Source organism: Streptomyces sp. 4F14 (assembly GCF_048159485.1).
Lineage (GTDB): Bacteria > Actinomycetota > Actinomycetes > Streptomycetales > Streptomycetaceae > Streptomyces.
The window spans coordinates 167,060-180,403 of record NZ_JBLRVY010000026.1 but is presented as its reverse complement, the minus strand read 5'-3'; the positions used below and the strand labels follow the sequence as shown (position 1 = coordinate 180,403).

Below are 13,344 nucleotides of genomic sequence, written 5' to 3'. Positions count from 1 at the left end.
TCTCCTTGCCCCGGGTGAGCGCGAGGGTCGCCTCGCCCTTCCCGGGCCAGGTGACCTTCCGCTCCGCGCGGGCGCGCTCCGCCTGAGCCGCGTTGACCTTCCTGTCCTCGGCGACCTTCCGGCGAGCCTCCTGCGCACCCGGACCGTCGGACTTCTCGAACTTCCCCTGCTTGGTCTTGGAAACGTCAGGACGGCCGAGGCCGCTCGGGTCTGCGGCCTGGGCGACCTGCGCCACGCCCAGGGGCAGGACGAGTGCCAGTGCCAGCGACTGCCCCAGCAGGCTGCCGGTACGACGTCTGCCCCGTTTTCTTGAGGTGTCTATGCCATAGCGCATGGTTGTTGTCCCCACCCGTTTCTCATCGAGAAAGTCGAGAAGGCCGCGAAGCTCGGTCGGACCGCGGCGTTGTACTCGGAGGGGGAAACGGCCACGTCAGGTAGCCGTTTCCCTCGCCTCCGTCAGTCGCCCACGGTCTCCTCGACCTGGTCGGATCCGGCCATCGCCCCGGCCCACAGCCGGACTTCGGCGATCCGGCCGGGCACGAAGTGCTGCCACTTGCCGCCCGTGTACCCCTTGCCCACCGCGAAGTCACCGGAGCCCACCTGAGCCGTGAACTCCTGAGCCTCGCCGTCGCGGACGGCACCGAGGTAGAGACTGACCGTGCCGTCCTGGGCGTCGTAGACACCGGTCATCCGGACCGGATCATCCACCGCCGCGGCCTCCGTCGACTGCACCGAGGTGAACGTCGTCCCGTCGGCGCTCAGCCGGCCGAAGTGCCAGATGCCGACAGGTACGGTCTTCTCCTTACCGGTGTCCGGGTCCAGGACGGTGTCCTTCGACTTCAGCTCGTACCAGAAGCCCCACGCCGAACCGTCCGAGGTCCGCTGTCCGAGTATCTGGCCCTTGTAACCGACGTCCTTCGTCAGCAGTTTGGCGCTGTCCAACGAGGCCAGCACCGTTGCCGTGAACGACCCTGTCTCGTCGATGACCGGACCGGCGGTCGTAGCGGCGCCACCGGCGCCGTCGAGAACGATCGCGTCGCGGTCCAGCGACGCGCCGTCGGCCAGAGCCAGCGACCTGCCATAGCCGGAGGCCGTGTCCGCGACGGCCGTACCGCTGCCCCGCTCCGCGGACCAGTCAGCGGCGAGTTCGACTCCCGCGAACGTCGCGGAGGTCAGCAGCCGTGCCTCGTCCTGGATCTCGGGCTGGCTCAACGCCCGCTGCCAGACGGTGAGTTCGTCGAGGCTGCCGTTGAAGTAGTCGGTGAAGGAGTCGGCCCAGACGCCCCTGCCGATCTGGAGCGGCCCGGTCGCCTTCCATGCGGTTCCGGCGTCGACGGTGCTCTGGTGCACACCATTCACATAGAGGCTGATCTTCTTGGTCGTGACGTCGTGCACTCCGACGACATGGGTCCACACGCCGCGCGGGGTGGCCTTCTGAGCGGACGCCTTACGGATGGCACTGCCGCTGTCGAGAACGGCCATGCTCCAGGTGTTCGCACCGTCTCCCGCGTAGGACAGACCGAACGGGATGAACTTCTGGCTGAACGGGTTCCCCGTCGCCGGCTCCTGGGTGAGCGCCGTCAAAGTGCGCGAGGCGCCGGGTTCGACACGGGCCCAGACGGAGACTGTGTACGAGGCGGAGGTGTCCAGCACCGTTCCTGGTGTGGCCGCGTATCCGGTCGTGCCGTTGAGGTGCAGGCCCTTGTCCGTGACCGGCTGGGCGAGCGGATTGCCGGCCGTGTCCCGGGTCAGGATTCCGCGACGTCCCCTGTCGTCCCGTACCGAACTACCCGCAAGCGTGGCGTTGTCCGCGTCGTCCCAGGTGGCGGAGTCCACGGCCACTCCGTCGGCCTCGGCGAAGTGCCACTGGCCCACCGGCTTCTCGCCGTCGGCGACCATGAACTCGACGACGGTGGTGGCGCCGTAGCGGCCGGTTCCGACGTTGTCCTTGGCCTGGACGTACAGGGTCTGCTTGCCGGCCTTGCGGGGTGTGATCTTCACCGACGTCGGCTGGTCCGGGGACCACGCGTCCTTCTCGGACAGCCGGTAGCGGTACGCGACGACATTGGTCTCCGTGCCTCCCGGCTTGAAGGTGAAGTTGCCGACGACACCGGGCCCGCCGTGCGCCGCGCAGTCGTTGGTGAGGCATGCCGTGTACGGGCTGCCGAAGGTCACCTGGGGAGCCTTGGGCGCGGTGGAGTCGACCTTGAAGAAACAGTTCAGCGAGTCGTCCGAGGTCTGCTCGTTGCTTCCGTCCTCGTAGTACGACTCCGTCTTGGCGTTCAGCCGGTACGTCGCGCCGTCCTTCAGCGTGGGCAGCGAGCGGGACTGTCTGACCAGGTTGCCGACATAACCGGAAGTCGGTCCCACGACACGCTCGAACTCGATCGGCAACGGAGGCAAGGTCTTGAAGACGGTCCAGCGGATACGGAGCTTCGCCCCCGCCTCACCCCCCGTCGCCGTACGAGGCCGCCCCTGCACCAAAGGAGTCGGATCGGACACAATGCTGGGAGCGGCCGAGTCCGTGGAGCACACATAGCCGGAGCCGGAGACAACGCCGACCTCGGTGGGCCGGGAAGGTACGGCGACGAACTTCACCACGAGCGTCGCGTCGTCCCTGAACCGCTTCCACGCAGAGGTGTCCGACTCGTCGTGCGCCCGCAGTTCCAGGGTGAGCCGGGAGAACTTGCCCGCCGCGAAGCTCTTGACCGTAGGGGTCAGGTTCTCCCACGTCTGGCTGGGATCGTCCTCGAAGTCGATCGTCTTGGCCGGGATGTCCGGGTTACACAAAGAGCCGCGGCCGGCCGAGACGTTCCTGTCCACCATCCAGTCCAGTTCCTTGGGACGCGTCGCCCAGGTCGTGGTCGCCGAGATGTTGTCAGTGCGGACGAGGTCCACCACGCGCGGAGAGCACTGGAACGCCCACGGCTCGGTGACCCGGAACGCGGCGTGCAGGACGTTCTTGCCCTTCAGACTGGCCGGCGAGAACTCGAAGTACAGCTTCTGCACGTACCCCGGACCGCAGTAATAGCCGTTCCAGGTACCGCACTTGCCCGCGCCCTTACCCTCGTCGTCGTCACCGTTGCCCCACCCGTACGACTCGTAGCCGTCACTGCGCAGGAGCGTTCGCTCCGACTCACCCCAGGAGACGACCGGGTCGATGAAGACGGGGAACTCCGACCGGTCGGTCCTGGTCAGCATGCCGGCGTCGGGAATGACCGAGAGGGAGTCTTTGGAGACCTCCACGTCCATCCGGGCCACCGCGTCACCCTGACCAGGTTCCAGCCCCTTGCCGGAAGGGGTCTTCTCTGCGGGGTCGGAGAGTTCGGTAGCGGCGAGCGCCGTCCTCGCCAACTGCGTCTCAGGTTCGGCCGGTACTCCCGCCGAGTCCCACATCCGGGCAGGCGGTGCCTTGAACACGGTCTGGCCGTTGCCGTCCACGGCTATCAGGTTCTCGGCGGAGCCTTCGTGGACGTCCAGTCCTTCGGCCTTGAGCCCGAAGGTGAGCTTCTTCAGCTCCTCGTTCGCCGCCGCCTCAGGGGTCTTGACGACGAACACCGGCTGGAAACTCTCGGGGGTCGCGGTCACCTTCAGATCGACACCCGGCAACACCTCGGCGTACAGGGCGCTGGAGCCGTCCAGCCTCGGCGCCGGAAGCGTGCCCGGCCACTGGAGTTCCAGCGATCTGCCCTGGTCCTCGATCCGGGCCAGCGGTGTCTTGTCGCCGCCCGCCGAGAGGGAGATCTGTATGGCGGCGGCCTTGGGCGAGACCGTGCCGCCGGACCCCTGCACCAGGGTCGCGTCGGGTGCCTGCCAGCCGCCGCCCGGCTTGGCCACCCGCACCGGGACGATCGACTGCTCCAGCGTGAACGTGAATCCGTCCGGGTTCGCGAAGACCGTCGTCTGCTCGGTGCGCTCGCCGGTGACCTCGACACGCTGACCGGACTCGCGAGCCTCCGCCAGCGCCCGATGGCCTTCCGTCGCCGGAGCAGGTGCGGGTTCCGGCTCCGCGACGGCTTGCTGTGCGGGTACCGCCAGCACCGTCATCGTCACCGCGAACGCGGCTGCCGTGGCGACCGCTCCCCCGCGTCGCCTGCGTCTCAGTCGTCCTGCCGTGCCTCTGAATCCCCACCCGAACGGCATTGCACTCCCCCCGGAGTCAACAAGATCCGCAAAAATTTAAGAGCATTCAAACCTCATACTCACCAAGGGTCAAGGAATTTTCACAGTGCGCAACGATCACTCGCGGCTCGACCGTCACCATGGTGACAGGGCGAGTTCACTCGGACGTCATGCGTGACGTGGTGACCGTAAGTGCGCCACAGGGAACGTGAACCAGCTCCGACCTGCTGAAACACGTGTTCGAAAACGGAGCGTCCAGGCAACGCGACGGAGATGGAACTACAGGTGCCGAACGGACACCGCACACCCTTAGGCGGGCGAGATCGAGTGGCCAAAGTCACACCGTCAGAGGGTGCCTTCGCGGAGGGCTGCTTCGAAAGCCGCCCAAGTGGGGCGGATGAGGCGGAGGTTGGGGCCGGTGGGGGATTTCGAGTCGCGTACGGCGATGAGGGCGGGGATGTTCGTGGCCACCTCGACGCAGGCCCCGTCCTCATGGCTGTAGCTGGACTTGTGGTACTCGAACACTGACTCACAGTTCCTTACGTAGCTTGTCGAGCAGTACCACCGACTCTCGCTCATCAAAGGAGTGTACGGCGATCTTCTCGAACAAAACATCGTAAGCGGCCGCATCTTCACCGCCCTCCACCCAACGCCTGACGAAGAGGGAGTCCATGTAGACGACGTCCATGGCACCCGGTTCGCCGAACGACATGATGCTGAAAGGGCCGTTCAACCCTTGGTGGGTTCCGCTGCTGAACGGAAAGACCCGCAAGGTGACGTTCGGCAGTTCAGCGGCCCGTAGCAGCTCCTCGAACTGAGCCTTGGCCGTCGCCTCCCCGCCGGGGATGTTACGGAGCGCGGCTTCATAGATCACGGCCTGCAACACCAGGAGCGGTTCTTCGTGGAGACGCCGCTGGCGAGCGAGCCGCGACTCGACGAACTCGTCGTCGGGCTGCGACTCCTCGGTCAGCACGGACATCGGCGTCCGCCTCATCGCCCGTACGTATTCCGGGGTTTGGAGCAGCCCCGGAAGGTAGCCGGGCTCCCACGCCTTGATGGCGGTGGCTGCGTTCTCCAGTGCGACGTACTCCTGCACGACACCGGACATCGAGTAGTCGTCCCACCAGCCCTTCGCCTTACGGCGCTCCCGGTCGACCCTCGCCAACTCCAGCAAACCGCCGACGACTCCGATGTCCCGCACGCCGTACAGCTCGCACAACGCCCTGATGTCCGGGTCCCTGATCGGAACCCAACCGCCCTCCATCTTGGCCACCTTGGCGCCGGACGACGTGAGCACTCGGCCGGCGTCGCCCTGCGTCAGGCCCGCCGCGGTGCGGAGTTTGAGGAGTTCGCCGCCAAGTCGGCGTCCCAGGACGCTGGTTGTGCTGTTGCCCTGCCGAGCCTGACCCTCAGTCACTTGCCTGCTCCTTAGCGTACGTGCGCCGTCAGTCTGGCGGGCGCGAACGCCTCTGGCAAACACGAACGGTTGAATTCAACCGGGATGTACTTGAAGCGGCAGGACGCGACCAACTACCTTGCGTGGTGTACCAGTCACGCACGCCAAGTGTGGAGGTCCACATGACCGCACCCACCGAACCCCTGCACCACGACACCGCCGAATACACCCCGTACCCCAAGAACGTCACCCTCGCCCGCCACCGCACCCGGCGCCTCGTCCGCCTCTGGGGTCACCCCGAACTCGCCGACCGAGCCGCCCTCCTCGTCTCCGAGCTCGGTGCCAACGCCGTCTTCCACGGCACCCTCCGCGGCCGTCTCTTCCGCGTCGAGCTGTTCCTCACGGACAAGGCCCTCCGCATCGAAGTCACCGACGCACGAGGCGAGTTGCTGCCGACGCCGCGCACCGCCGGCCCCGACGAGAACTTCGGCCGGGGCCTGCTGATCGTCGAGGAGACCGCTGACCGGTGGGGAGTCAGCGAGCTGATCGTCGGCAAGACGGTGTGGTGCGAGCTGGACACGGCGTGAGCGAAAGGGACGGCCGCCCTGAGCAACTTCTTTGCCAGGACGGCCGTTTCAGCGCGGAACCGCTAGTTGACGTTCACCCCGCTCCACGCCGCCGCCACCGCGTTGTACTCCACGCTGCCGTTGCCGTAGAGGTCACGCGCGGCGTTGAGCGTCGCCGTCCGCGCCCCCGCGTAGTTCGTGGACGACGTCATGTAGACCGTCAGCGCCCGGTACCAGATCGCGCCGAGCTTGGCCCGCCCGATGCCGGTGAGGGTGGAGCCGTTGTACGTGGGCGAGTTGTAGGTCACCCCGTTGATGGTCTTCGTGCCGCTGCCCTCGGCCAACAGGTACGCGAAGTGGTTCGCGACGCCGGAGGAGTAGTGGACGTCGAGGCCGCCGACCGAACTGCTCCAGTAGTCCGCGGAGTTGGCGTCACGGCTGGGACGGTCCATGTAGCGCAGGGCGTCCCGGCCGAAGCCGGAGCGGACGATCTTCTCGCCGATCAGGTAGTCGCCCTGGTCACTGGAGTTGGCGGCGTGGAATTCGACCAGCGTGCCGAAGATGTCGGACGTCGCCTCGTTGAGCCCGCCGGACTCGCCGGAGTACGTGAGGTTCGCCGTCTTGGAGGTCACACCGTGGGACATCTCGTGGCCCGCGACGTCGAGGGAGACGAGGGGGCCGAGCTGGGTGCCGTTGCCGTCGCCGTAGGTCATGCAGAAACAACTGTCGTCCCAGAAGGCGTTGTTGTAGCCGTTGCCGTAGTGGACGCGGTTGTAGGAGCCGACGCCGTCGTTGCCGATGCCGTTACGGCCGTGGACGTTCTTGTAGTAGTCCCAGGTGACGTCGGTGCCGTACTGGGCGTCGACGGCGGCGGTCGCGCGGGACGCGGTGGTCCCCGTACCCCAGTGGTTGTCGGCGTCGGTGAAGAGCGTCGCGGGCGCGCGGACGATGCAGATGCCGAAGATGCAGAGGTCGGTCTTGTTCTCCGCGTCGCCGGTGTACGTGTTGCCCCGGGTCGGGTCCTTGAGCTGGTATGTCGTACCGGAGAGGGTCGTCTCCAGCGGGACCGTACCCCCGTAGAGGGACTGCCCGTCACCGCTGACGGTCTCGATCAGGTCCCAGGCGTCGATCTGCGCCCCGGTGCGCGCGTCGGTGATGACGGTCCGGGCGACCGGATTGCCCTGCCGGTCCAGCCCCACCGCGTTGGTCTGCCAGGCGAGCTTCGGCGTCCCGTGCAGGGCGTCGACGACGAGTTGCGGCTTGGCCTTGGCCTGCCGGACCCCGGCACCGAGGTGGGCCGCGCGCAGCGCGTTCACCGCCTTGTCGGCGGCCTCGGGCGCGGGCACGGCCGGGGTGATGGTGGCCAGACCGATGGTGCTCCGGGTCGCGCGGTCCGCGTTCCGGTACGCGCCGTCGGGCGCGAGGTGGACCACGAAGTCGCCGCCCAGCACCGGGAGTTGCCGGTAGGTGCGGTCGTAACGGACGTGCTGCGCACCGTCCTTGTCGATGACCACGTCGCGAACGCTCGTGCCCTGCGCGGAGTTGATGCCGAGACTCGCGGCGCGGTCGGCGACGGCGCTCGCCGCGTTGTCGATCGCCTGCGCGCGGGTGGGTCTGTCCGCCGCGTCGGCCACGGGGCTGAGCACCGCGGCCATGAGTGTCGCCGTGGTGGCGGCTATGCCGGCCGCGGCGAGACGGGAACCTCGGACGTGCTGCCGTAAGGGGCGCATCGGTCTCCTCGGGGGCGCGTAGTGGGGATGGCGCTGACGTCGACTGCGATTTATAGGCGCCACGCCTTGTCATGTCCATAGCGCACCCCGAGCGGACCGATGCGCCCCTGCCTGACACCCCGTCGGTCACCCGTTCACACCTCCCCGGAAAGGTTTTCCCCACCCTCTCTTCAAACCGCCTGTGACCTGCTGAAACGGCAGCCGTGAACCCGCCTCCCCGCCACCCGTTCATCCCATTCCTGACGCCCCCTCAGGAAGCGGGCCCGCCCCGCTGCCTCTTACCTCGGAAGGGCACAGGCACGACCGAGGCTCGGAGGAGCACCGATGCGACGTACCGTCCGGCTGCTGACCGGCACCGCGTTCGCCGTGGCCGCGGTGGGCGGCGCCGTGGCGCCCGCGTACGGCGGGGACGGCGTAAGCCTTGAGGTGTACCCCTCGACCGTCGTGCCGGGTGGACAGGTCACCGTCAACACCGACGTGTGCGGCGACGGCGGGAGCGCGGCCGGGGACGCGAGCGCGGTCGGCGCCGGCCGGTTCACGCTCGCGCCGTCGACCCACGAGGGCGACGCCATCGGCCAGTTCGGGGTGCCGCCGAGCGCGCAGCCGGGGACGTACGAGATCGTCGCCGTGTGCGCGGAGGGCGGGAAGAAGGTCACCGGGGACCTGGTGGTGACGCTGGCCGCCGCCCGGCAGCCGACGTACCCGAGGGGGAGTGTGAAGACGGGGGTCGGCGGCGCACTGGGCCCCGACCCCGTACAGACCGCGGCCGGCGTGGCGGCACTCGCCGTCGCCGCCGCGGGCGGTACCTGGCTCCTGCATCGCCGGGCGAGAGGCGACGGGATCTGACGGACACCCTCCGCTGTCCGTCCCGCGGTACCGCATACCCCTCCCCCTCCGGGTCCGACGCCCCTCGCGGCCCGGAGGGGGGTACGGGGACTAGTACTGGAGAGGGAGAGGGGTAGTACTCGTGCGCAAGGTCGGCAACACCGCGATAGCGGCCGTCACCGTGACCGCGCTCTGCTCGGGCGCCTGGCTCGTGCACAATGGCGCCGAGGAGCACGCGCCGCCCCAGCCGTCCGCCGCGCAGGCACGCACCGCCGCGGTCGACCCCCGGTCGGCGCCCGCGCTGCCGCCGTCGCCCCCGGACCGCATCCGCATCCCGTCGATCCGGGTGGACGCCCCCCTGATGGGCCTGCGCCTCACCCCGCACGGGAGCCTCGACGTGCCGCCCGCCGCGAAGAAGAACCTCGCGGGCTGGTACGAGGCCGGCACCACCCCCGGCGAGCGGGGCACCGCCGTGGTCGCGGGCCACGTCGACAACGCCGACGGCCCCGCCGTCTTCTACTCCCTGGGCGCCCTGCGCAAGGGCTCACCCATCGAGGTCCAGCGCCGCGACGGCACGGTGGCCGTCTTCTCGGTCGACGCCGTCGAGGTGTACCAGGCGGACGCCTTCCCCGACGAGAAGGTGTACGGCGCCGCCGACCGCCCCGAACTCCGGGTGATCACCTGCGGCGGCCCCTACTCGAGAGCTACGGGGTACCAGGGGAACGTGGTGGTGTTCGCGCACCTCACGGGGGCGCGGTGATACCCGTGGCTCAGGAGAGCCACTGCTCGTACGCCATGTTCGTCACCAGCGCGAACACCACCGTCAGCAGCACGACCCGTACGAACCCGCTGCCCTTCTTCAGCGCGGTCCGCGCCCCCACCGTCCCCCCGATGAGGTTGAACACGGCGAGCAGGGCGGCGAGTTGCCAGATCACCGCGCCCTGCCAGGCGAACGTGACCAGGGCGCCGAAGTTCGTGCAGCAGTTGACGATCTTGGCGGTCGCGGAGGCGGTCACCAGGTCGAGGTGGAGGATCGCGGTGAGGGTGAGGACGAGGAACGTGCCGGTGCCGGGGCCGATGAGTCCGTCGTAGAAACCGATGCCCACGCCGGCCAGCGCGATGGCCGCGAGGACGCGGCGCGGGCCCGCCGGGCCGGTCGCCGGCGCCGTACCGAAGGCGGGGCGGGCGATGACGAAGGCCGCGACCGTGAGCAGGACGACCATGATGACCGGTTTGAGGACGTCGGTGCTCATGCCCGCCGCGAGGAAGGCGCCCCCGGAGGAGCCGAGGAGGGCGGCGACGCCGATGCGGACGGCGAGGCCGACGTCGACTTTCGTCTTGCGTACGTAGGTGACCGCCGCGCCCGAGGTGCCGACGATCGCGATCGCCTTGTTGGTGCCGAGCGCGTGGGCCGCCGGGGTGCCCGCCGGGAGGCCGAGGAGGAGCGCCGGGAGCAGGAGGAGGCCGCCCCCGCCCACCACCGCGTCGATCCAGCCCGCCGCGAGCGCGGCCAGGCAGAGCAGAAACAGGGTGGTCAGGGGTATGTCGGGCATGACCGGGAGCCTACGGAGGAGGTAGGTGCAGAGTCCATCGATATGAGGGGCTCCTGAGGTTCACAGCCGCCGCGCCCGCTCCGGCGTACGACCTCACACCCCGTCCCGACCCTTGCTGAGGGCAGCGTTCCTCGTGGGAAACAGACGTGATGCGGTCGGGTAACGTCCGCGCCGCAGTCTCATCGGCATGACCTCGAATGACGGAGGCTGCTGATGCCCACGGACAACACCCCCACGATCGTGCTTGTCGGCCATGGCATGGTCGGTCAGCGCTTCCTCGAAGCGCTCGCCGCGCGCGGCCTGACCGCCACGCACCGCGTGGTCGTGCTGTGCGAGGAGCCGCGTCCGGCGTACGACCGCGTCCAGCTCACCTCGTACTTCTCGGGTACTACCCCCGAGGAGCTGTCGATGACGGACCTGGAGTTCATCGCCGAGCACAAGATCGAGCTGCACGTCGGCGACCCGGCGGAGACGGTCGACCGCGAGACGCGGACCGTGACCTCCCGTTCCGGTCTGCGCGTCGAGTACGACATCCTCGTCCTCGCCACCGGCTCCTACCCGTTCGTGCCGCCCGTGCCCGGCAAGGAGGCGGCCGGCTGCTTCGTGTACCGCACGATCGACGACCTGCTCGCGATCGAGGAGTACGCGAAGGCGCGGGCGACGGTCGGCGCGGTCGTCGGCGGCGGACTGCTCGGCCTGGAGGCCGCTGGCGCGCTCCAGGGACTCGGACTCACCACGCACATCGTGGAGTTCGCGCCCCGGCTGATGCCGGTGCAGGTCGACGAGGGCGGTGGCGCGGCGCTGCTGCGGACCATCGAGGACATGGGCCTGTCCGTGCACACCGGGACGGGTACGCAGGAGATCGTGGTCGACGCGGACGGCGCCGTCACCGGCATGAAGCTGTCCGACGGGTCCGAAGTCGCCACCGATCTGGTGGTGTTCAGCGCCGGTGTCCGCCCGCGCGACCAACTCGCCCGCGACTGCGGCCTGTCGGTCGGCGAGCGCGGCGGCATCACGGTCGACGAGCAGTGCCGTACGGTGACCGACCCGGCTGTCTTCGCGATCGGCGAGTGCGCGCTCGCGGCGGACGGCCGCGTGTACGGCCTGGTCGCGCCGGGCTACGAGCAGGCGGAGACGGTCGCCGCGACCATCGCGCAGGACGAATCCGCCTTCCTGGGCGCTGACTTGTCGACGAAGCTGAAGCTCCTCGGCGTGGACGTCGCCTCCTTCGGCGACGCGCACGGCACGGCCGAGGACTGCCTGGAGGTCGTCTACTCCGACGCCCGCTCCGGCCTGTACAAGAAGCTGGTGATCGCCCGGGACGGCACGCTGCTCGGCGGCATCCTGGTCGGCGACGCGGAGGCGTACGGCACACTGCGCGCGTTCACCGGTTCGGTGCCACCGGTCGCCCCCGAGTCCCTTGTGCTGCCCGCCGGTTCGAGCGGCGGCGCGCAGCTCGGCCCGTCCGCGCTGCCGGACGAGGCGGTCATCTGCTCCTGCAACAACGTCACCAAGGGCGCGATCCGCGGCGCGGTCACCGAGCACTCCTGCACGACCGTGCCCGAGGTGAAGAAGTGCACCAAGGCCGGTACCAGCTGCGGCAGTTGCGTGAAGGTGCTGGGCCAGCTCGTCACCGCCGAGCTGGAGGCCAGCGGCGTCGAGGTCGACAAGGGCCTGTGCGGCTGCTTCGGGCAGACCCGCGAGGAGCTGTACGAGATCGTCCTCGCGCTGCGCATCAACACCTACCGCGAACTCCTGGACCGCTACGGCCGCGACGGCGCCCAGGGCGGTGACGGCTGCGAGGTCTGCAAGCCGGCCGTCGGCTCGATCATCGCCTCCCTCGCCCCGGTGATCGGCGCGAGCGTGTACATCCTCGACGGCGAACAGGCGTCCCTCCAGGACTCCAACGACCACTTCCTCGCCAACATCCAGAAGAACGGCTCCTATTCGATCGTCCCGCGCGTCCCCGGCGGCGAGATCACCCCGGAGAAGCTCATCGTGATCGGCGAGGTGGCCCGCGACTTCGGCCTCTACACGAAGATCACCGGCGGCCAGCGCATCGACCTCTTCGGCGCCCGCGTCGAACAACTCCCGCTGATCTGGGCCCGGTTGGTGGACGCCGGTTTCGAGTCGGGGCACGCGTACGGCAAGGCACTGCGGACCGTGAAGTCCTGCGTCGGGCAGACCTGGTGCCGCTACGGCGTCCAGGACTCGGTGCGGATGGCGATCGACCTGGAACTGCGCTACCGGGGCCTCAGGTCGCCGCACAAGCTCAAGTCGGCGGTGTCGGGCTGCGCCCGCGAGTGCGCGGAGGCCCAGTCGAAGGACTTCGGGATCATCGCGACGTCGAACGGCTGGAACCTGTACGTCGGCGGCAACGGCGGCGCCACCCCGCGCCACGCGGACCTCCTCGCCCAGGACCTGGACGACGCCGGGCTCATCAGGCTCATCGACCGGTTCCTGATGTTCTACATCCGCACCGCCGACCGCCTGGAGCGCACCTCGACCTGGCTGGAGCGGATCCCCGGCGGCCTCGACCACGTCCGGGACGTGGTGGTGGAGGACTCCCTCGGCATCTGCGAGGAGCTGGAGTCGCTGATGGCGGCGCACGTCGCGAACTACCGCGACGAGTGGGCGGAGACCATCAACAACCCGGAGAAACTGGCCCGGTTCGTGTCGTTCGTGAACGCGCCCGACACCCCCGACCCGGTCGTCGGGTTCGTCCCGGAGCGCGAACAGATCAAGCCCGACCTGCCCCTGCTGTCGATCGGCATGCGTCCCATGGAAGGAAGTGTCCAGCGATGACCCTGGCTCCCGAGACGACCGATCTGAAGGTCCAGGTCGGCCTGGACGAAGCCTGGCTGACGGTCTGTGACCTCTCCGCGCTGCTGCCGGGCCGGGGCGTCGCCGCTCTCCTCCCGGACGGCCGCCAGGTGGCCGTGTTCCGGGACAGGAACGGCGAGTTGTACGCCATCGACAACCGGGATCCCTTCAGCGGGGCGGGAGTTCTCTCCCGCGGCCTCACCGGCACCCACCAGGGCCGCCCGTTCGTCGCCTCCCCGCTGCTGAAGCAGCGTTTCGACCTGGCGAGCGGGGAGTGCCTGGACGACGGCGACGTGCGCATCGCCACCTACGAGGTACGGCTCGGCTGA

Annotated in this window: 11 protein-coding genes; 5 read left to right on the top strand and 6 right to left on the bottom strand. The window is 69.0% G+C overall.

Going from position 1 to position 13,344, the window contains the following annotated elements:
• The 4 genes from ACLZOT_RS36215 to ACLZOT_RS36200 form a co-directional block, all read right to left on the bottom strand.
• The coding region (locus ACLZOT_RS36215; protein WP_416973396.1) for a hypothetical protein at positions 1-334 on the bottom strand (334 nt) is incomplete at its 3' end.
• Positions 335-456: 122 nt separating this feature from the next.
• Positions 457-4,047, bottom strand: a complete 3,591-nt coding sequence (locus ACLZOT_RS36210; RefSeq protein WP_416973395.1) for a LamG-like jellyroll fold domain-containing protein — start codon at positions 4,045-4,047, stop codon at positions 457-459.
• Positions 4,048-4,467: 420 nt separating this feature from the next.
• Positions 4,468-4,647 (bottom strand): DUF397 domain-containing protein, encoded by a 180-nt coding sequence (locus tag ACLZOT_RS36205; protein WP_416973394.1) that lies wholly within the window; start codon positions 4,645-4,647, stop codon positions 4,468-4,470.
• 4 nt (positions 4,648-4,651) lie between these two features.
• On the bottom strand, positions 4,652-5,539 hold the full coding sequence (locus ACLZOT_RS36200) for a helix-turn-helix domain-containing protein (protein ID WP_416973393.1): 888 nt from the start codon (positions 5,537-5,539) through the stop codon (positions 4,652-4,654).
• Positions 5,540-5,700: 161 nt separating this feature from the next.
• Here ACLZOT_RS36200 and ACLZOT_RS36195 point away from each other — a divergent pair, with 161 nt between their 5' ends.
• Positions 5,701-6,105 (top strand): ATP-binding protein, encoded by a 405-nt coding sequence (locus ACLZOT_RS36195; protein WP_416973392.1) that lies wholly within the window; start codon positions 5,701-5,703, stop codon positions 6,103-6,105.
• 62 nt (positions 6,106-6,167) lie between these two features.
• Here the strand turns inward: ACLZOT_RS36195 and ACLZOT_RS36190 are convergent, their stop codons facing one another.
• Positions 6,168-7,814 carry a M4 family metallopeptidase gene (locus ACLZOT_RS36190; protein ID WP_416973391.1) on the bottom strand — a complete coding sequence of 549 codons (1,647 nt, stop codon included), beginning with the start codon at positions 7,812-7,814 and terminating at the stop codon, positions 6,168-6,170.
• 324 nt (positions 7,815-8,138) lie between these two features.
• Between ACLZOT_RS36190 and ACLZOT_RS36185 the strand changes: the two genes are divergently transcribed.
• Positions 8,139-8,660: a hypothetical protein gene (locus tag ACLZOT_RS36185; RefSeq protein WP_416973390.1), complete on the top strand. Its 522-nt coding sequence runs from the start codon at positions 8,139-8,141 to the stop codon at positions 8,658-8,660.
• Positions 8,661-8,781: 121 nt separating this feature from the next.
• The gene (locus tag ACLZOT_RS36180; protein WP_416973389.1) at positions 8,782-9,399 is read left to right on the top strand and encodes a class F sortase; all 618 of its coding nucleotides are present in this window, start codon (positions 8,782-8,784) and stop codon (positions 9,397-9,399) included.
• A 10-nt stretch (positions 9,400-9,409) separates the two neighbouring features.
• On the opposite strand, the gene ACLZOT_RS36175 is transcribed toward ACLZOT_RS36180, so the two are convergent.
• On the bottom strand, positions 9,410-10,192 hold the full coding sequence (locus ACLZOT_RS36175; protein ID WP_416973388.1) for a sulfite exporter TauE/SafE family protein: 783 nt from the start codon (positions 10,190-10,192) through the stop codon (positions 9,410-9,412).
• 213 nt (positions 10,193-10,405) lie between these two features.
• Here ACLZOT_RS36175 and nirB point away from each other — a divergent pair, with 213 nt between their 5' ends.
• Together nirB and nirD are read left to right on the top strand one after the other, a co-directional pair.
• The gene (nirB, locus tag ACLZOT_RS36170; RefSeq protein ID WP_416973387.1) at positions 10,406-12,997 is read left to right on the top strand and encodes a nitrite reductase large subunit NirB; all 2,592 of its coding nucleotides are present in this window, start codon (positions 10,406-10,408) and stop codon (positions 12,995-12,997) included.
• Complete coding sequence (gene nirD, locus ACLZOT_RS36165; protein ID WP_416973386.1) at positions 12,994-13,344, top strand: nitrite reductase small subunit NirD; 351 nt, start codon at positions 12,994-12,996, stop codon at positions 13,342-13,344. Before nirB ends, nirD begins: the two co-directional genes overlap by 4 nt.

Bases quoted from the DNA above. Each gene is read 5' to 3' on its own strand.
- ACLZOT_RS36190 (WP_416973391.1), bottom strand. From the start codon at position 7,814: ATGCGCCCCTTACGGCAGCACGTCCGAGGTTCCCGTCTCGCCGCGGCC.
- nirD (WP_416973386.1), top strand. From the start codon at position 12,994: ATGACCCTGGCTCCCGAGACGACCGATCTGAAGGTCCAGGTCGGCCTG.
- ACLZOT_RS36210 (WP_416973395.1), bottom strand. From the start codon at position 4,047: ATGACGGTGCTGGCGGTACCCGCACAGCAAGCCGTCGCGGAGCCGGAA.
- ACLZOT_RS36185 (WP_416973390.1), top strand. From the start codon at position 8,139: ATGCGACGTACCGTCCGGCTGCTGACCGGCACCGCGTTCGCCGTGGCC.
- nirB (WP_416973387.1), top strand. From the start codon at position 10,406: ATGCCCACGGACAACACCCCCACGATCGTGCTTGTCGGCCATGGCATG.
- ACLZOT_RS36195 (WP_416973392.1), top strand. From the start codon at position 5,701: ATGACCGCACCCACCGAACCCCTGCACCACGACACCGCCGAATACACC.
- ACLZOT_RS36175 (WP_416973388.1), bottom strand. From the start codon at position 10,192: ATGCCCGACATACCCCTGACCACCCTGTTTCTGCTCTGCCTGGCCGCG.